This is a genomic window from Mucilaginibacter aurantiaciroseus, assembly GCF_024055595.1.
Classification (GTDB): Bacteria; Bacteroidota; Bacteroidia; order Sphingobacteriales; family Sphingobacteriaceae; genus Mucilaginibacter; species Mucilaginibacter aurantiaciroseus.
On sequence record NZ_JAMXOF010000003.1, the window covers coordinates 323,767 to 343,666 of the forward strand.

At 44.7% G+C, this 19,900-nt stretch carries 15 protein-coding genes; 6 read left to right on the top strand and 9 right to left on the bottom strand.

The features are described 5' to 3' along the window. Positions 1 to 39 precede the first annotated feature (39 nt). Both NAF17_RS14760 and NAF17_RS14765 read right to left on the bottom strand, forming a co-directional pair. Positions 40 to 750 carry a peptidylprolyl isomerase gene (locus NAF17_RS14760; RefSeq protein WP_252758773.1) on the bottom strand — a complete coding sequence of 237 codons (711 nt, stop codon included), beginning with the start codon at positions 748 to 750 and terminating at the stop codon, positions 40 to 42. A gap of 19 nt (positions 751 to 769) precedes the next feature. Beyond that, positions 770 to 1,123, bottom strand: a complete 354-nt coding sequence (locus NAF17_RS14765; RefSeq protein WP_252758774.1) for a hypothetical protein — start codon at positions 1,121 to 1,123, stop codon at positions 770 to 772. 205 nt (positions 1,124 to 1,328) lie between these two features. Here NAF17_RS14765 and NAF17_RS14770 point away from each other — a divergent pair, with 205 nt between their 5' ends. Together NAF17_RS14770 and NAF17_RS14775 are read left to right on the top strand one after the other, a co-directional pair. Further along, positions 1,329 to 1,589 (top strand): hypothetical protein, encoded by a 261-nt coding sequence (locus NAF17_RS14770; RefSeq protein ID WP_252758775.1) that lies wholly within the window; start codon positions 1,329 to 1,331, stop codon positions 1,587 to 1,589. Between the two features lie 61 nt (positions 1,590 to 1,650). Continuing rightward, positions 1,651 to 3,951, top strand: coding sequence for a TonB-dependent receptor (locus NAF17_RS14775; RefSeq protein ID WP_252758776.1), 2,301 nt, complete (start codon positions 1,651 to 1,653; stop codon positions 3,949 to 3,951). Positions 3,952 to 4,053: 102 nt separating this feature from the next. Here NAF17_RS14775 and NAF17_RS14780 read toward each other — a convergent pair whose 3' ends face one another. The 5 genes from NAF17_RS14780 to thrA form a co-directional block, all read right to left on the bottom strand. Further along, positions 4,054 to 4,668, bottom strand: a complete 615-nt coding sequence (locus NAF17_RS14780) for an HAD family hydrolase (protein WP_252758777.1) — start codon at positions 4,666 to 4,668, stop codon at positions 4,054 to 4,056. A 510-nt stretch (positions 4,669 to 5,178) separates the two neighbouring features. Then, complete coding sequence (locus NAF17_RS14785; protein ID WP_252758778.1) at positions 5,179 to 5,595, bottom strand: hypothetical protein; 417 nt, start codon at positions 5,593 to 5,595, stop codon at positions 5,179 to 5,181. Between the two features lie 10 nt (positions 5,596 to 5,605). After that, positions 5,606 to 6,916 carry a threonine synthase gene (thrC, locus tag NAF17_RS14790; RefSeq protein WP_252758779.1) on the bottom strand — a complete coding sequence of 437 codons (1,311 nt, stop codon included), beginning with the start codon at positions 6,914 to 6,916 and terminating at the stop codon, positions 5,606 to 5,608. 147 nt (positions 6,917 to 7,063) lie between these two features. Further along, positions 7,064 to 8,050, bottom strand: a complete 987-nt coding sequence (locus tag NAF17_RS14795) for a homoserine kinase (protein ID WP_252758780.1) — start codon at positions 8,048 to 8,050, stop codon at positions 7,064 to 7,066. A 98-nt stretch (positions 8,051 to 8,148) separates the two neighbouring features. Continuing rightward, positions 8,149 to 10,599 carry a bifunctional aspartate kinase/homoserine dehydrogenase I gene (gene thrA, locus NAF17_RS14800; protein ID WP_252758781.1) on the bottom strand — a complete coding sequence of 817 codons (2,451 nt, stop codon included), beginning with the start codon at positions 10,597 to 10,599 and terminating at the stop codon, positions 8,149 to 8,151. Between the two features lie 351 nt (positions 10,600 to 10,950). On the opposite strand from thrA, the gene rsgA reads away from it, so the two are divergent. Together rsgA and dtd are read left to right on the top strand one after the other, a co-directional pair. Next, the gene (gene rsgA / locus NAF17_RS14805) at positions 10,951 to 11,868 is read left to right on the top strand and encodes a ribosome small subunit-dependent GTPase A (protein ID WP_252758782.1); all 918 of its coding nucleotides are present in this window, start codon (positions 10,951 to 10,953) and stop codon (positions 11,866 to 11,868) included. A gap of 99 nt (positions 11,869 to 11,967) precedes the next feature. Then, positions 11,968 to 12,420, top strand: a complete 453-nt coding sequence (gene dtd / locus NAF17_RS14810; RefSeq protein ID WP_252758783.1) for a D-aminoacyl-tRNA deacylase — start codon at positions 11,968 to 11,970, stop codon at positions 12,418 to 12,420. A gap of 188 nt (positions 12,421 to 12,608) precedes the next feature. Here dtd and NAF17_RS14815 read toward each other — a convergent pair whose 3' ends face one another. Beyond that, complete coding sequence (locus tag NAF17_RS14815; protein WP_252758784.1) at positions 12,609 to 14,144, bottom strand: Do family serine endopeptidase; 1,536 nt, start codon at positions 14,142 to 14,144, stop codon at positions 12,609 to 12,611. A 185-nt stretch (positions 14,145 to 14,329) separates the two neighbouring features. On the opposite strand from NAF17_RS14815, the gene dapF reads away from it, so the two are divergent. Next, positions 14,330 to 15,115 (top strand): diaminopimelate epimerase, encoded by a 786-nt coding sequence (gene dapF / locus NAF17_RS14820; protein WP_252758785.1) that lies wholly within the window; start codon positions 14,330 to 14,332, stop codon positions 15,113 to 15,115. Between the two features lie 253 nt (positions 15,116 to 15,368). Then, positions 15,369 to 18,269 carry a DEAD/DEAH box helicase gene (locus NAF17_RS14825; protein ID WP_252758786.1) on the top strand — a complete coding sequence of 967 codons (2,901 nt, stop codon included), beginning with the start codon at positions 15,369 to 15,371 and terminating at the stop codon, positions 18,267 to 18,269. Between the two features lie 320 nt (positions 18,270 to 18,589). Here NAF17_RS14825 and NAF17_RS14830 read toward each other — a convergent pair whose 3' ends face one another. Further along, positions 18,590 to 19,801 (bottom strand): PQQ-dependent sugar dehydrogenase, encoded by a 1,212-nt coding sequence (locus NAF17_RS14830; protein WP_252758787.1) that lies wholly within the window; start codon positions 19,799 to 19,801, stop codon positions 18,590 to 18,592. Between the last annotated feature and the right edge of the window lie 99 nt (positions 19,802 to 19,900).

The window sequence follows — 19,900 nt, forward strand, 5'->3', positions numbered from 1 at the left end:
AGAATATTATGGTGAGCCTGACAAACCATTGTTGCTATCCTATTTTACTTTAGGCCAAAGTAACTCGTCCATTTGTTTACACTCCTTTTTGCTTAGTAATTCAACCGTCATTGGGATGTTGGTATCCGGCCTGTCGTTACCATCTTTTTTAACTGCAGCTATTTGGTCTACCATATCTATCCCGGTTACTACCTCGCCATAAACAGTATAGTTTTGGTCAAGGTGCGGTACACCACCAACCGTGGTATAAATATCGCGCTGCCATGTTGGGATCTTGCGGCCTTTTAGGCGGGTCATCTCTAAAGTATCCAGCTTGCCGCTTGTAAAGCGCTTGCCTTCTACAATATAAAACTGGCAGGCACTCGATGCTTTTTTAGGGTTATCATCGCGTGCCGCGGCTAACACACCTCGTTTGTGGAATAAGCTATCGCGAAACTCGGCAGGCACTGTATATTTTAGATCGCCGTTGCCCAATTCTGCACCTGCTTTATTCTTTGCCGTATCGCGAGAATCAGGGTCGCCGCCCTGGATCATAAAGTTTTGTATCACCCGGTGGAAAAGCGTTCCGTTATAAAAGCCCTGTTTGGCAAGTTTTATAAAGTTATCGCGGTGCAGCGGCGTTTGATTATACAGGCGGATGATTACGCTACCATAGGTGGTCTTGAGGCGCACGTACTGGTTCTTAGGTGGTTTGGCAAAGGCCATGCTTATGGTAAGCAGCAACAAGCAAATGGTAAATAACTTTTTCATATTGTTTTGGTTCGTCAGTTTAAAATTCCCACTCCATTTCCGATTCAAAATAGTCAATTATCAGCGATTTTATCAGCATCTCCTGTTCTAATATGGTATAATTAGGTACGGTTTTTACCAGCTTCCAGTGCGGCCAGCCATCCTGGTCAAGCCCTTCCAATTCGTAAAAACCCATTTTGCTGAATAGTTTGCAATTGGCAATGTGCATCAGTTCTTCCTTTTGCCTTTTGCTAAATTTTTTAGGTCCCTGGCCCAACTCCTGTACACCAATTAAAAACATTACCACTTTAATATCGGGTTTCTCGTTATCAAATTCAGTAGAAATGCGTTCTTGCAGGGCGGTCCATTTCAAATTAATTTCTGCAGGTTTCATACGGGCAAATATACTGATGTGGCGCGGTTATAAGCGTTTATCCTGACATCCAATTAACAACATTGTTACGTATTTTAAATATGATTAGCATTTTATTAACTACTTTTGCGTTGTATTGCCATATGTATAGCTCGTATTGAAAAAAAGCACTTTTCATATTTTTTGCGCATGGGCGCTGATGCTCTGTTTTATAATAGGGCAGTATATGGTTTTTGCCCATCAGCATAACATCACCAAAACTATACACGCTAAAAACTGCACTGACTGCCATAACAACTCAAAGCAGGACGTTAAAGAAAAATGTCAGCTTTGCGATAGCATGCACCATACCTATATGGAGCTGCCGGGCAATAGCCAATACGCGTTATTTACGCCTGCTGATCATACCTTCATCACCTTTGAGTATGATTTCAAGAGCCTCACCCTCGTACTATCTCAAGGACGTGCTCCACCTGTAGTTTCATAATACTACCCATCTTTTTAACGCTGCATTACGTGGCATTTTCTTGTATTTTTAACTTATTGTTATGAAACTTAAGCTTATATATTGCTTTATATTTTTATTCGTTCAGTTTTCTGCATTTGCAGGTGTTATAGATTTTAAGGGTAAAGTTGTTGATGCTAAAACCAAAGAGCCCTTAATTGGCGCAACGGTAAGCATCCCCGATCTTCGCCTTTCTGTTGCCACCAATGGTAACGGCGAGTTCTCCTTTAAATCGATCCCGGCAAAGGGCCGTTTTGTGGTGCAGGTACAATACCTAAGCTATAAAACGATAACCCAAACCATAGATTTTTCATTTGGCGAGCCATTGGTTTTCGCCCTGCAGCCCAGTGTTATCGAATCGCATGAGGTGGTTATAACAGGCACGCCCATAACATCTGGCAGCCGCAGCAACAGCACATCGGCATCGGTAGTTACTAAAGAGCAACTGCAGGTATCATCCACAAACCTAATTGATGCGTTGGCAAGGCAGGTACCGGGCGTAAGCCAGATAACCACCAGCCAGGCCATTTCAAAACCGGTTATTCGTGGTTTAAGTTACAACCGGGTGGTTACCCTAAACGATGGCGTTAAGCAGCAAGGCCAGCAATGGGGCGATGAGCACGGTATAGAAATGGACCAGTTTGCGGCAGGCCGGGTGGAAGTATTGCGTGGTGCTGCATCATTGCAATATGGTTCGGATGCATTGGGGGGTGTTATTAACGTAATAGACCCGCCAACACCATCAGAAGGTAATATTGTCGGCGAGGTTTTAACCAATTACTCTACCAATAATGGGCTAAGCAATACATCGGTAATGCTTAGCGGTAACGAAAATGGTTTTGTATGGAGAGGCCGTGGTACATACCAAAATGCGTACTCGTTTAATACACCCGCGGGCCGTTATATAAACAGTGGGTTTAACCAAACCAATGCGAGCGGTATGTTTGGGCTTAATAAGTCATGGGGCTACTCGCATTTAAATTTCTCTTACTTTAAAGACAATATTGGTTTTTATGGTGCCGAGCCGGGCGACCCGCTTTACAACGATAGTAAAAGCCGCACTATTGATTACCCGCGCCAGGACATCCGCCATTATAAAGTAGCGTTAAACAATAACTTTCAGTTTGGAGGCAGCTCTTTAAAATTAGACCTCGGGTACCAGAAAAACCAACGCCGCGAGTTGGAGGATAAGCCTACGCCAAACCTTTTTTTCGACATGAATACTTACTCGTTAGATGCTAAGTATTACCTGCCCGAAAGTAACGGATGGCACCCTGTGATTGGTTTAAGCAGCAGCCTAAGCCATAGCGTTAACCTTGGCAAGGAGTTATTGATCCCTGCATACGATGAATACAGCACCGGTGCATTCGTTTATGCTAAAAAGGTATGGGGACAAAATACATTTAGCGCAGGTGCCCGTTTCGATTATATCAAAAATAAAGGGAAAGCACAAAACGATGAGGCCGGTGACCCGGTATTTGTTGGGTTTGATAACAAGTTTTCTAATGTGAGTGCCGCTTTAGGTTACACCCACATCTTTAACGATGTATTAAGCTTTAAGGCAAATGCGGGTTCTGCTTTCCGTGCGCCAAACCCTGCCGAGTTGGGTTCTAACGGTGTACACGAAGGGACAAGCCGCTATGAAATTGGAGACGCTAACCTAAAGCCTGAAAAGAGCTACCAGGCGGATGCGACATTAGAATATGGCTCGGGCTTTGTTACCGGTAGTTTTGGGATCTATGAAAACTACATACACAACTTTATTTATGCCTCAAATACCGATAAAGAGCAAACTACGGTAATTGACCCGGGTACCGGCTTGCCTCGACAATTTGATACCTACCGCTATGGCCAGGTAAATGCTAACCTTTACGGCTTTGAAGGTAACTTAACCCTGCACCCGGTATCATTCATCCATTTCGAGAATACGTTTAGCTATACCGAAGCAAGGAATACCACGTTCGACAGGCCATTGCCTTTGATCCCGGCAGGTACGTTGCATAATACCCTACGTTTCGAGCCCAAAGTTAAAGGAATTAAAGACTTTTACTTTTACGCCGGTATCGACAACTTTTTTAAACAAAACCGTGTTGACGCCACCTTTGAAACACCAACAGATGGTTACACTTTGCTTAACGCGGGCATAGGCGCAACATTTAACCTTGGTAAGCAGCCTTTTAAACTTTATGTATCGGGCACCAACCTTACCAATAAAGCATATTACGATGCCCTTAGCCGTTTAAGGCCGGGCCGATACAGTCAGGAAGACCCAACCTACGGGGTTTACAACATGGGCCGTAACATAACCTTTGGGGTTTACATACCATTTGGAACCAATAAATAAGTACAATTAGTTTAGTTAGAAAATGAGCCCCGGATTAGACTGCCCCCAATAAGTTAGACACTTATTGGGGGCAGTTTAGAGTAATACCGGGGCTTTCGCTTTTTATTGGGCCCGGTTGATTCCTAATATCTCCAAATCTCTCTTTAACTTTTCGGGCGAGGTGAAATGGATGGATTTGATGCCCAGCTTTTCTGCCGCTAAGATATTGCGTAGATTATCGTCAATAAATAATGCCTTATTTGGCGAAACATGATACCTGTTCAACAATAACCGGTAAAAGGAAGGCGTAGGTTTACGCATTTTCTCAGTTCCGGATACAACTATGCCGTCAAACCAATTCAGGAAATCGTAACGTTTTAAAGCGACCGGGAATGTTTCTGCCGACCAATTGGTGAGCGCGTAAACTTTGTACTTATTGCTGTCTTTTAATTGTCTAAAGATCTCCACCGTGCCTTCAATTGCATCGCCAAGCATTTCGTTCCAACGGCCATAAAACGCGCGGATGTGTTCTTCATGCTGCGGATGTTGGGCTACCAGCAGATTGGTGCCTTGCTGTAAAGAGCGGCCTGCATCCTGCTCTTCGTTCCAGTCGGGTGTTGCGATATTAGCCAGGAAATCTTTCATTTCCTGTTCTTCAGTAAATAAATTACGGTATAGGTAGTGCGGGTTCCAGTCGATAAGTACCGCGCCAAGGTCGAATATGATGGTGTTGATCATGATATTAAGTTATAGAAACACTTTAAATTAAAATTAGCGTTTAGTATATTCATATAAAATTAAGAATATGCTAACGAGAGACCTGAGGAATTTAGTCTTTACGAAATTATATACAGATTATTGTTGTTAGATAAAATTGACACCGGGTTAAAGCAATCTTATAACAATAAAACAGTTTTATCAGACGAATCCCGGAAACAACTTTCTAAATTGCTAAAGCAAAGGGAACAAAACAGGCCGTTAAAGACAGTGATAAAATAGCCGAATTTATCGCAAAGGACTCTGAACATTATGCTAAAATCCAGATGCCCGGTTTTTTGATGCTATTAAAGTTTTAAAAAAGCATCCGCTTTCAGGGAAAATGGTGCCAGAAAGGCAAGACCAATTAATTAGAGAAATTCTCTTGGGAAATTATAGAATGACATATAAAATAATTTCCGAATAAATAATCGACGTTATTACTGTGCATCACAGCAAGCGATTGTTGGCTAACAATAGAAACATACAATGTTATTTCTTCTCCGCTTTCTGTTTTTCAAACTTCAGTTTAAGCTTTTCTTTATTGTTTTTCTCGGGCACTTTATAATCGCTTACAACCGAATCCTGATTCAGGTAAAGCACCAGGCTTTTGGCATAAACTGTGTCAATCCCATCCATCTTTCGGATAATCTCGTATTCAAAGTTCTTTTCGGTAACACCGTTACGCTGCGGGTATTTTAACAAACCCAAAGCCTGTTTGTAGGTAAGCCCTTTTAACTTACGCGTAGCCAGTAGGTCATCTATCATCCCGGCTCGTTTTGGGAAGGTGATGCCATCGCCTTCGTCCCAACCTTCGGTGGTAAATTTTTCCTTTTTTACATCACAGCCGGATAACGCAACTACAAACGAAACAACAGTAATAGCCTTTAAAAGAGCACTTTTTAACATGGTAATATTGCTAAGCATTATTTAGCAAATATCCTTTAAATTCTGCAAAGCTAGTACCTAAACTTGTTGCGTGATGCGCTTTTTGCTGCAGGTCGTTTACCTGCTCCGGGATATTGATCTTGTCTGCTTGCTCCGGCGTAAAAACATCAGGGAACTTGCACGGATGAGCGGTTGATAAAAACACACCTGCCGTATCTTTAGCACCATGTTCCTGCTGATAAGTTTTCAACGCTTTCCATGCAATGGCGGTATGCGGGCAGGCTATGTAATTGTATTCTTTAGATATAGCTTCTATCGATTGCACAGTGTCTTCATCGCTATAGGTATAGCCAACGATCAGTTTTTTTAGTGCTTCAGGCTCTTTTTTAAACAGATTGGCTATGCGTACCCAGTTGCTTGGGTTACCTACATCCATGGCGTTTGATAGGGTTGCTACAGATGGCTTTGGCTGATAAACCCCTGTCTTTAAAAACTCGGGTACGGTATCGTTGGCGTTGGTGGCGGCAATGAATCGCTCAACAGGCAGGCCCATTTTCCAAGCTAACAAACCCGCGCCGATATTGCCAAAATTGCCACTTGGAACGGCAAAAACCACCTTGCTAATGCCCTCGCGAAGCAATTGCGCATAAGCATTAAAATAATAGAACGTTTGCGGTATAAGGCGGGCGATATTGATAGAGTTAGCCGATGTAAGGCGTAATTTCTCATTCAACTCGTTATCTGTAAAAGCCTGTTTAACCAATGCCTGGCAATCATCAAACGTGCCGTCAATCTCCAGCGCGCGGATGTTGTGGCCGTTGGTGGTTAATTGCAATTCCTGTACCTGGCTTACTTTGCCTTTCGGGTATAAAATAGTCACCCGTGTATTCGGAACGCCTAAAAACCCAAGGGCAACAGCACCTCCGGTATCTCCCGATGTGGCTACCAGTATGTCAAGCTGTTTTTCGCCTTCCTCTAAAAAGTAGCCCATTACGCGGCTCATGAAGCGTGCGCCGAAATCTTTAAACGCCAGTGAAGGGCCATGAAAAAGCTCCAGCACGTAAAAATTCTCTTCAAGCTTAACTACAGGTGCGTAAAAGTTGATCGCGTCATGGATGATGGCTTTCAGATCATCCGCAGGGATATCATCACCCAAAAAGTTTTGTGCCACGTGGAACGCTATCTCGGGCAGGGTGTACTGGCCCAGGTTGTTCAGGAATTTATCATCAAGCCTTGGGATGCTAACCGGCATGTATAAACCCTTATCCTGCGGCATGCTGTTAAAAACCGCCTCTTTAAAACCAACCCTCAGGTTTGTATTGTTAGTGCTGTAGAATTTCATTTTGTTTATTTTCTCCGAGCGTAATTGCAAGCGATAGCGTGGCAATCTTCGATAAGCAGGTTGCCTGCTTTTCTATCGAGGATTGCTTCGTACCTCATTATGCCGCGCGTTTTTTGACTTTTAATTTTTTTTTATTTTGACTTATCACTATCCCAAAATCTTTGGCCCGGCATCATTTATAGTTGATACGTAACCGTTAGAGCCTATTTTAATATTAGTTAAATGTTGCTGTAGTTTCTGAGTGATACGTTTGGCGGTTTCCTCATTGCGGGTAAAAGCGAATACTGAAGGGCCCGAGCCGGAAATACCGAAGCTTATAGCGCCGAGCTCCATTGCCATTTCGCGCATCAGGTAAAAATCGGGGATCAGTATGCTGCGTACGGGCTCTACCAGTACATCTTTCATGCTGCGCCCTATCAAGTCAATATCCTCCATAAACAAACCACTAACCAAGCCGGCAATGTTGCCCCATTGGGTTACCGCATCTTTCATTTGGATGTTTTTGCGGATGATTTGCCTTGCTTCCCTTGTTGGCACATCCACGTCAGGGAATACGATGGCGCACCATAAATTGGCCGGGTGCGGTAAACGTACAACATCTAAGGGCTCATAACTGCGAATTAGCACAAAGCCACCAAGCAAAGCCGGCGCAACATTATCCGCGTGCCCATGACCACAGGCCATTTCTTCACCCTTCATGGCGAAGGGTAGCAGGGTTGATGGGTCGGTATCGTCGCCTAATAATGTCTTTATCGCAAATAAACCCGCAACGGTACTGGCCGAACTGGAGCCAAGGCCACTACCTATCGGCATTTTTTTATGCAGTTCGATGTCGAGACCGATATCCAGCCTGTCGATACTGCGCAGGTAATGCTCCACACTTACGCTAACGGTATTTTTTGCCGGGTTAAGCGGCAGTCTGCCGTCATCCCCGGTAATTTTGCTGATGGTGATGCCTGGTTTATCGGTTATGCGCATAATTACCTCGTCGCCCGGTTCGTTCACCGCGAAGCCCAGTACATCAAACCCGCAAACTACGTTAGCAACGGTAGCAGGAGCAAAGACGTGGATGCTATCCAATGTTTTTGCTCCTGCTGCTGCCGGTTGCTTTAAATCTTGTATATCGTTACTCATATTAATCCTATTCATTAACACACTCCTGCCCTCTCAAGAGGGGAACCTGTGCTTTGTCTTTTTTATCTTGTCTCTTGATTCTAAAAATCATGCCTCTCTTAATTAGCCCCTACATTTATCAGATCGGCAAATACGCCGGCGGCGGTTACTTCAGCACCGGCACCGGGGCCTTTTACTACTAACGGGCGTTCTTTGTACCTATCGGTAGTGAATGAAATAATGTTATCGCTGCCGCTGAGCATATAGAACGGGTGGCTTTCATCAACACTTTGCAGGGTGATGGTTGCTTTGCCGTTTTCCAGCTTGCCTATGTAGCGCAATACTTTTTTATCTTTTTCGGCCTGTTGTTTCAGGTTGGTGAAGAAGGCATCTTCGGCTTTAAGGGCCGCGTAAAAGTCATCTACGGTTTGTGCTTCTAAGCAGGCTTTTGGCAAAACGCTTTCTATCTGCACATCGGCTTCTTCCATTTCGTGGCCGGCATCGCGGGCCAGGATCAGGATCTTACGCATAAAATCTTTACCGCTCAGGTCATCCCGGGGATCCGGTTCGGTATAACCCTTTTCCTGGGCTTCTTTCACCACATCGTGGAAATTGGCATCGCCTTTAAAATGATTAAAGATGAAAGATATGGTACCCGAAAGGATGGCCTCGATCCGTTGGATGCGGTCACCGCTGCTCATCAGATCTTTTAAGGTGCGGATGATTGGTAGGCCCGCACCCACGTTTGTTTCGTAAAAGAAATCAACCCCGTGGCGGCGTGCGGTATCCCTAAATGTTTTGTATTGGGCAAACGACGCCGAGTTGCCTATTTTATTACAGGTTACTACCGATACGTTTGCTTTAAAAATATCCTCGTAAAACGCGATAGGCGCAGGGCTGGCGGTATTATCAATAAACACACAATTCGGCAGGTTCAGTTCTTTTATTTTGGCGATGAAAGCCCCTAAATCAGCTTTATGATCTGATGCCTGCAGATCGTCCTGCCAGGTATCTAACGACAAGCCATCAGCATTAAAAACCATTTTGCGGGTATTGCTTATACCAACTATCTTCACTTGGATGCCATTATTCTTTTGCAGGAAATCTTTGTGCGCGTTCAATTGGTTGAACAAGGTTTTACCGATGTTACCTGTACCCAAACAGAAAGCATGAAGGGTTTTAGTCAGTTCGATAAAGAAGGCATCGTGCACGGCATTCAGGGCTTTAGCCAGATCGTGCGCCGAGATGATCACCGAGATATTATACTCTGATGAACCTTGTGCAATTGCCCTAACGTTTACACCATTACGGCCAAGCGCATGGAACAGCTTGCCGCTCATGCCCGGGGTTTGTTTCATGTTCTCGCCCACTACGGCTAATATGGCCTGATCTTTTTCTACCACCAATGGCTCCAGTTTATTGGCCAATAGCTCCAGTTCAAACTCTTGTTCTATTAAAAGCTTTGCTTTATCAACCTCGTTTGGTTGCACTGCAAAGGTGATGCTGTGTTCTGATGAGGATTGGGTAATGAGGATGATATTGATCTGCTCTCTCGCCAATAGCGAAAACAACCTGCCGCTAAAGCCGGATTTACCCACCATGCCGCTGCCCTCTAAATTAAGGATGCTGATATTATTGATAGACGAGATTCCCTTGATAGGCAAAGTAGATGCTTTACAATCATGACGGATAACCGTTCCCGCGAAAGCAGGTTCAAAAGTGTTTTTGATAACGATGGGGATCTTTTTCAAAAACGCCGGGATCATTGTTGGTGGGTAAATAACCTTCGCACCGAAATATGAAAGTTCCATCGCTTCGGTATAAGTAAGCTCCTCCAACGAAAATGCTTTTTGCACCATCCGCGGGTCGGCAGTCATCATCCCGTTTACATCCGTCCAGATCTGGATCTCCTCGGCATTTAAGGCCGCGCCAAATATCGCCGCGGTATAATCGCTGCCCCCACGGCCAAGGGTTGTTATTTGACCGGCGTCGTTACCTGCAATATAGCCGGTAACAATTAGCAGCTTATCGCTATTTTCTCGATAAAAGGTTTTTATAAGCAGGTCGGTTAGCTCGCTGTTCACTTTGGCGTTACCAAATGAATTGTCGGTTTTGATCAATTCTGATGCATCAACAAAAAGCACATCTTTAAAATGTTGTGCTGCTATTTTGCTCACCATAATAGATGAACAACGCTCTCCAAAGCTTAGGATCTGGTCGCGGGTTTTGGGGGTAAGTTCGCGCAGGGTAAGTACGCCCTGCAGCAATTCCTCTAACTGGTTAAAGTGGATTTTTAAACGGGTATAGGCCGGGTTTTGGTTCTGCACATCAAGCAATGTTTTAACGGCATCAAAGTGGCGTTTTTCCAACTCGGCCAATTGCGCGGTAAATTCTTTGCCGTTTGCAGCATCCTCGGCCATCGATACCAGCAGGTTGGTTACCCCACCCATGGCAGATAATACCACTACCGGGCGGCTGCCGGGTTTATCCTCGTCCTTTAAAATATCCAGTAAAGTTTTGATGCTGTTTACCGAGCCTACAGACGTGCCGCCGAACTTTAAAATTTTCATTTTTAGTATCTAATTAAATGCTACCGTTAGCCTCATCTAAATCCTCACCAAAGGAGAGGGTTTTTAAACTTCCTTCACCCCCCTCCTTTGGAGAAGGCAAGGTGAGGCTATGAGGCCAAAAAAAAGCCTTCCTCTTTTCGGAGGAAGGCTTTCATTTGGTTTTGTTTATGTTTTTACACCATACGATTATCTTCCTCCGAAATATATCCCGGTGGTAATAATGGTTGTAATGGTGAAGTTGTTAATTATCATATATATTATGTCGGTAAAGTAAGTAGATTTTATTTTAAATACCAAATGTAAATTGGTTTTATTTTTTGAATGGCGTTTATCTTCCTAAATTGCGGCCGTATGCAGGGACTGATAACAAAATCAACCGGGAGCTGGTACCAGGTAAGAAGTGGCGACGAAACCATCGATTGCCGGATCAAGGGCAAATTCCGGATCAAGGGGATTACTACCACCAACCCGTTAGCGGTTGGCGACGTGGTTGATTTTGATATGGAGCCCGAGCAAGGCACCGGTGTTATTACCAATTTGCATCAGCGTAAAAACTATATCATACGTAAGTCTATCAATCTTTCCAAGCAAGCGCAGATCATCGCTTCTAACCTGGATAGGGCCTTGCTGGTAGTTACCCTTGCCTCACCCCGCACTTCTTTGGGCTTTATAGACCGCTTTTTGGTTACCGCCGAAGCCTACGATGTGCCCGCCTGTTTAATATTTAATAAGCTTGACCTGTTCAGCGAAGAAGGTTTAGAGATCCTGGCCGATTACCAGGCCATTTACGAGAATATAGGTTATCCGTGCTATTCTGTTTCGGCCCTGGAAGGGACAAACATCGACCACGTACAGGAATTACTGAAAGATAAGGTGACGCTTTTCTCAGGCCACTCGGGTGTTGGTAAATCAAGTTTAATAAACCGCTTACTGCCCGATCTTGACCTGCGCACCCACATGGTATCTGAATGGAGCGACAAAGGCATGCACACCACTACCTTTGCCGAAATGTTTGAACTGCCGCAGGGCGGATTTATCATCGATACCCCCGGCATCCGCGAGTTAGGTGTGATAGACATAGAAAAAGAGGTGTTAAGCCATTTCTTCCCCGAAATGCGCCAGCGCATGAACAAATGCCGGTTCAATAACTGCCGCCATATAAACGAACCAGGCTGCGCCGTGTTGCAGGCGTTAGAAGATGGCGACATCTCCTTATCCCGGTATGACAGCTATTTGAGTATTTATAATGGGAACGATACACGTGCGTAAGCGAGCAGGACGGTAAGAAGCAAGAGACAGAAAAAAAAATATCTAATAACATTAACACATGGTCTTGATTCTTATGTCTTTACTTCTTGATTCTATTCTATGAGAGCAGTAATACAACGGGTTTCAGAAGCATCATGCAAGGTTGATGGTAATATTACCGGGGAAATTGGTATTGGTTTTTTGGTGTTGGTGGGTATTGAAGACGCCGATACAGACGAAGACCTGCAGTGGCTTGCCCAAAAGATAACCGGCTTGCGTGTGTTTAGCGACGAGAATGGGTTGATGAATAAAGCACTTGCTGATATTAACGGCGATATCCTGTTGATTTCCCAATTTACGCTGTTTGCGCAAACTAAAAAAGGTAACCGCCCCTCATTCATCCGCGCGGCAAGGCCGGATAAGGCTATCCCGATGTACGAGCAAATGATCAAAACGCTGGAAACCATCTTAGGCAAAAAAACAGCTACCGGTATTTTTGGTGCCGATATGAAAGTTAGCCTGGTAAACGACGGGCCGGTGACCATTACGATTGATACAAATAATAGAGAGTAAACGTCTCCGAATACTCCTTATCATGCTGAACGATAGTGAAGCATCTAATCTTCGCCCCGCAAGTTAAATAGGCAAAGTTCAATAATAGATCCTCCGCTATCGCTCAGGGTAACAAAAGGGAAAATATATTCTACAAAAAAAGGCCGGAGCGTTCGCCCCGGCCTTTTAAATAATACTAATTTTTATAACTATTGAACCATAAAAACATTGCTGAAGCTGCCGCCATCAGGGTAATAACCGGTGATGATCAGTCGGCCATTTCTCAGACTGGTGATCACCCTGTCCATATCGGCAACGCTGCTGATAGGTTGCTTGTTGATAGACGTGATAACCGAACCTACCGGAATCTCGGTATCATCAAAAATACCGCCTGCGCGTACCTGGGTTACTACAACACCGGTGGTTACTTTAAACTTAGATTTTTGTGCGGCATTTAACGGCTGGAAGCTTGCGCCCAGTTTGTTGAATAACTCGGCTGCCGATTTTGAAACCGCCGCGGTTTTATTTACCGGTGCATCTGCCTTAAGGGTAATGTTGAAGTTCTTTTCAACCCCTGCACGTAAAACGGTGATGTTAATTTTATCGCCCGGCTGTAAACGTGCAACACGCTCCTGCAGGTCAGATGATTCGTAAACCGGGTTGCTTTCAACTTTGGTGATGATGTCGCCGGTTTTAACACCTGCTTGCTCAGCACCGCCACCTGTTATAAGGCTGGTTACGTATAATCCGTTTGTTTTGTCGCTGTTAACTTGTTTAGCCGCTTCCGGGTCGCTTAGGTCGGCAAAGCCTATACCTACGTAACCACGTTTAACCGAACCGTATTTTTTAATATCGTTCAGTACCTTTTTAGCCAGGTTGATAGGGATAGCGAAACCATATCCTTCGTATGAACCCGTATGCGATGCGATAGCGGCGTTGATACCGATCAGTTCGCCTGCAGTGTTTACTAACGCGCCACCACTGTTACCGGGGTTGATAGCGGCATCTGTCTGGATAAAAGATTCGATACCTTTTCTAAGCGTAGGGTTGTCCTGCTGCCTAACCGGGTATGGGCTGTCCTCGTCATCTTCGCGGCCTATGATATTGATGCTACGGCCTTTCGCGCTAACGATACCTGCTGTAACAGTTGAGTTAAGTTTAAAAGGGTTACCAACTGCTAATACCCACTCGCCAACACGTACCGCGTCAGAGTTACCCAATTTTACAATTGGCAGGTTGTTGCCGTCAATTTTGATCAAGGCAAGATCTGTATTTGGGTCGGTACCAATCACTTTTGCTTCAAAGCTGCGGTGATCATTGGTAACGATGGTGATCTTCTCCGCTTTAGCAACCACGTGGTTGTTGGTAACGATGTAACCATCAGGAGAAATAATAACCCCCGAGCCTGAAGCCATTTGCGGGCCTTGGGGGCGCATGCGCTGCCCAAACATTTGCCCAAACATTTGCTCTAACTGGTCCTGCTGGCCGTTTCCTTCCGATTTGGTTGAATACGTTGTTCGGATATAAACCACCGCGGGTGTTACATCTGCCGCTGCCTGTGTAAAATCTACCGAACCGGCAGACGAGGTAACAGGCGCATTTGAACGGTTGCTGGCGAAGTAAACTTTTTGTTTATCCTCTAAACTCATGCTGTCGGCATACTTGTTTTCTACAAGTTTGTATACGCCTAACGCCATGGCACCACCCACAAAGGCGGTTAATAATGTTAAACCAATTTTTTTCATATTTTTATTCACTTTTCTTTTACGTTATTAATATTGGAGTTCAAATTTAATACCATATATACGATATAATCAATAATAAGGTATATGTAACTTTGTTAAAAATTGTTAAATTATGAGTGTCATCGGGCTATATTTGTCATATATAGTTATACTTTAATATTTAACGACTAATATAAGCAACCATTGTGCAAATAAATTTTTATAAATACCAGGGAGCAGGCAACGATTTTGTATTGATCGATAATCGCGACAGTACCATAAAAAACCTTGACAAACAGGCTGTTGCAAAACTATGCGACAGGCGTTTCGGCATTGGTGGCGATGGCCTGATGCTGCTGGAGAACGAACCCGGGTTCGATTTTAAGATGGTTTATTACAATGCCGACGGCAACGAGGGCAGCATGTGTGGTAATGGCGGGCGTTGCATCGTGGCTTTTGCCAAACACCTGGGCATCATTACCAATGCGACAAAATTTCTGGCTACGGATGGTGTTCATCATGCCAAAATTTCAGATGCGGGCAATTGGGTTAGTCTGCAAATGATTGATGTAGCCGATATTACTAAAGATGGCGAGGATTATGTGTTAAATACCGGCTCGCCACATTATGTAAAATTTGCCACCAATTTAGAGGTTAAAGATGTTTATAATGAAGGTTACGCCATCCGCAATAACCCCACCTACAAACAGGATGGCATCAACGTAAATTTTGTAGAAAAAAGCGGCGAAGGGTACTTTGTACGCACCTTTGAGCGTGGCGTAGAGAACGAAACTTATGCTTGCGGTACGGGAGTTACCGCTGTAGCACTGGCTATGGCTAAACATAATCACCAAACAGGCTCCGTTACCACCCCTATAAAAGTATTAGGCGGCGACCTCAACATCCGCTTTGATCACGATGGCAAAAATTTTAGCAATATCTTTTTAGAAGGCCCCGCAGTGCTGGTTTTTGACGGGGAGATAGAGCTGTAAAGAACAATGCCTCTTCGCCCATTATTGAGCGATAGCGTGGCAATCCCCTACTTACAGAGCCGTAGACAAGTCTATCGAAGATTGCCACGCTATCGCTCGCAGCAATGACGTTCGGATAAGCCAATCACTATTCCCCCAATTTACCACTCACTAAAATATTTATACCCTAAAATTTTAGGGTATAAATATTTTATATTACGTTTGGATTTTTTCTCAGCGTAACTTCTAATAATTTTTTATCTATTAGGAGTTAATGTTACGCGTAGACAGCACCAAACCTTGCCAAATAATTTATGCCATTGCCCGGCACGATTACCTGTCGTACGTTATAGAGCCGCAGATTGTTCAGCTGAACCCAAACGGTGAGTTTTCTTTTACCCACCAGCGCTTATTCTCAAACACGGCCGAGGAGTTTACTCATTGTATTGATGATACCGATCGCAAACTCATTAAAATACTGGAGGAAATTGAGCAGGGTAACATCATCAAAAAATATTATAAGAAGCCCATTCGCCCGTTCGAGTTTTTCGCGAAGGTATTTACCGACCAGCTTTTCGATTCCATCCGCCCAAAAATCGAAAAGAAACTGGTAGAGGCATTGGCCCTGATAGGAAGCGGCAACAAGCAAATTTACCTGATGAGCAAGGAGGGCTACCCAGCCGGCCGTAAGGTGCATATTGCAGATGATCCTGCTTCGGTGCTATTCCACTTTAGGCGCAACGAAGAGGAGATCCGCTACTTCCCTACCATCAAATACCAGGGCATGCGTATCGAATTTATGTTTAAAGATGCCGAGGTTATTTGCAACCACCCTGCCTGGATGCTGTTGGACGACACGCTGTATTATTTTGATAAAGAGATAGAAGGTAAAAAGCTACAGCCTTTCTTGAACAAGCGCTTTATATCCATCCCAAAATCATCCGAGCAATCATACTTCGAAAAGTTTGTTGCCCCGCTGATAGAAAAGCATAACGTTTACGCCGAAGGGTTTACCATCAATACCGAGAAGCATGACGCAACCGCTTTCCTGAAACCTATTTACGTAGAGGGCGGCACCTCGCAGCTGCAACTATATTTTAAATATGCCGGTTATATTTTCCCTTACGGGGATGGCAGGACAATTTCAGTACGCATGGAGAAAACAGGCGACGATTACCTGTTCCATCGCATCAAACGGTCAGTAACCTGGGAGAAAGGCAAATTGGCGCAGTTAGAAGCTATGGGGCTAAAAACCGTTTCATCTTTATTCCAAAATTTGGAAGTTGCCAACCATCACGAGGAGGGCGACCGCTCGTTTCCCGTTTTTGAGTGGCTTAACCAGCATCACGACGCGCTAATTGAAAAAGGCTTTGAACTGGAACAACCCGATGGCCAAAAGCGCTACGTATTCGGTAATACCAAAATAGACCTGGAGATAAGTGAGAGTAACGACTGGTTTGATATCAACGCCGTGGTTTCCTTTGGCCCGTACCGCATCCCATTCATCCAGCTAAAAAACCATATCCTAAGCCATAAAAAGGAGTTTATACTGCCATCGGGCGAGATAGCCGTTATCCCCGAAAGCTGGTTCTCGCAATACGGCAACCTGCTGCATTTTAGCGAGGGTGGCGATGAATTAAAGCTCCGAAGGCACCATATAGGTTTAGTTAATGACCTAAACGACGGCGAAATGGCCGAAGTTGCCATGACCCGCAAGTTGCAAAAACTTACCGATTTTGAAGAAACTGAAGATGTACCTATGCCGGTAAATTTTGCCGGTAGTTTGCGCCCGTATCAAAAGGCGGGTTACAACTGGTTCCATTTTTTAAAGGAATACCACTTTGGCGGATGCCTGGCGGATGATATGGGACTTGGTAAAACCATCCAGACACTTGCCCTGCTACAAAAACATAAGGAAGATACTGAGGAAGTAGGAAGCAAAGCCACATCGTTGGTGATCATGCCAACCTCGCTGATCTATAACTGGCTTAACGAGGCTAAAAAGTTCGCGCCGCAATTGAGGTTGATGGTGCATACCGGGGCATTCCGTTATAAATCTGCAGAGGTTTTTGCCAATTATGATGTGGTAATCACCACTTACGGCATCAGCCGGATAGACATCGAAATGTTTAAGGCCTACTTTTTCGATTATGTAATATTAGATGAGAGCCAGAACATCAAAAACCCGTCATCAAAATCATTCCAATCGGTAAGGCAATTAAAATCTCGTTTTAAACTGATCTTGAGCGGTACGCCTGTAGAGAACTCGGTGAATGATCTTTGGACACAGATGTCGTTCATTAACCCCGGCTTATTAGGTACGCAGCAGTTTTTTATAAACGAATTTGTTACGCCGATAGAAAAGAAGAAAGACGAAGACAAAGCCCGCAAGCTGCAGGCCATCATCAAGCCTTTTGTATTGCGCCGTACTAAGGAGCAGGTAGCCACCGAGCTTCCTCCAAAAACCGAAACCTTGCTATATTGCCAAATGAGCGAGGAGCAAGCCGAGGTATACGACAAAGTAAAATCGGAATACCGGAATGAATTGCTACGCAGCATTGAGGATGGCACCTACGCCAAAACCCAGATTCAGGTGTTGCAGGGACTAATAAAACTACGCCAGATTGCAAACCACCCATCCATGATAGATGCGGACTACGAAGGCGATAGCGGCAAATTTGAGAATGTTACCCATACCCTTACGAACGTTTTAAACGGCGGGCATAAGGTGCTGGTGTTTTCGCAGTTTGTAAAGCAGTTGACCATCTACCGAAACCATTTTGATAAGGAAGGCATCCCATATGTTTACCTGGATGGCAGCACGCAAAACCGTGGCGACGTGGTAAAACAGTTCCAGGAAGATAAAAAGACGAGGGTATTCCTCATCTCGATAAAGGCAGGTGGTGTAGGCCTTAACCTTACCGAAGCCGATTACGTTTTTATCCTGGACCCATGGTGGAACCCGGCGGTAGAGCAGCAGGCCATCGACCGCACCCACCGCATCGGGCAAACTAAAAACGTTTTCATTTATAAATTCATCACTAAAGACACCGTTGAAGAAAAGATCCTGGCCCTGCAGCAACGCAAACTAAGCTTGTCCCGAGCGTTGATCACCACCGAGGACAGTTTCATCAAATCGCTTTCCGCGGATGATATTAAGGAGATCTTGGGGTAGTACTTAAGTCAATTTCTGCGCCCGGCTTGTGCCAAATGTTCACGTTCACGATTGTGAACACAGGGTGTACTTTATAAATAGCTCATTATCAATGATTCTGAAATTTACCTACTGACAAAATCGTGCCACCACTGTGCGTTTAAATTATATTATATTCCCTCCCCTAAGAGGATTAGAGAGAGTTTTCTGCGCCTTGTAAACGGCCTTTAAACGCCCGTAGAAAACCCTCCCTGCCATCGCACCTTTCCACAAGGGAGGGAATAAAACGATGCGCCAACAAAAAAAGGCTGATGAAAACATCAGCCTTAATCATATCTAAATTATTTTTTCCCTATCCTGTAAAGTTTCCCGCTATCGGTCAAACCGTACAATGCACCATCTTTACCGGTTACCAGGGCACGCCAGCGTTCGTTCTTATCTTTTAGCAAACGCTCTTCGCCAACTACTTTATTAGCGCGGATAACCAGCCTTGCAATGTGCTGGCCGCTTAAGCCACCCACAAACAGGTTGTTTTTCCATTCGGCAATATTGCCGGTGTAAAAGGTGATGCCGCCCGGCGATATGGTTGGGTCCCAATAATAAATGGGTTGGGTAACGCCTTCTTTTTGCTTGATGCCGTCGCCTACCTTCTCGCCGCTGTATTCTATACCATAGCTAACCACAGGCCAGCCAAAATTACGCCCCGGTTTTATAATGTTGATCTCGTCGCCGCCGCGTGGGCCAAACTCGGCTTCCCAAAGTTCGCCGGTTGTAGGGTTCCAGGCCAGGCCATTCGGGTTGCGCATACCGTAGGCATAAACCTCGGGCAGGGCATTGGCTTTACCCGCAAAAGGGCCACCTGCAACGGCTTTACCTGCTTTGGTAATGTGGATGATTTTGCCGATGCCCGCGCTCAGGTCCTGCGCTTTCATGCGGATATCGTTGCCGCTGCGTTCGCCCGTACTGATAAACAGGTTGCCTTGTTTATCAAACACAATGCGGCTGCCATATTGTAAGGTGCCGTTATATGCAGGTGTAGCACGATAGATCACTTCTACATTCTCCACCTTGCTTTCATTGGCCGATAACTTCCCTTTGGCTATAGCCAGTATCGAGCCACCTTCGGCTTGTTCCGCATAGCCCCAGTAAATCATTCGGTTTGCGGCAAATGCCGGGTCGATAGTTACATCCAGCAAACCGCCCTGGCCTTTAGCAACTACCGCGGGTAAACCCGCTATTTGTTTATCAAATTCGCCGGTTGCTTTTAATATGCGCATAGTGCCGCCTTTTTCGGTTATTAAAAAGCGGCCGTCGGGCAATACGTGGATGCCCCATGGGCTTTTTAAAGTGCTGTTGATAATGGTTGCGGTGTATGAGGTTTTTGTTTTTAGGCCGCCTATCCGCGTTTGCCCGCGAAACGCAGGTTTATAAGTACTGTTTGGGTTTTGTGTTTCTACCGGTGCAAGCGTGGTATCGCGCTGCGCAGCATAACCTGCCGATATAGTGGCAGATAAACCCATCAGCAATAAAGCTTTTTTATAATGCATCATCATAAGTAAATAGTTTTAAAGGTATTACCATATTAACACGCGTTTGGTTTTAATGGCATGCGTTGGTAACAAATAAAATACCTTTTAGGGGTTAAGGCGGGT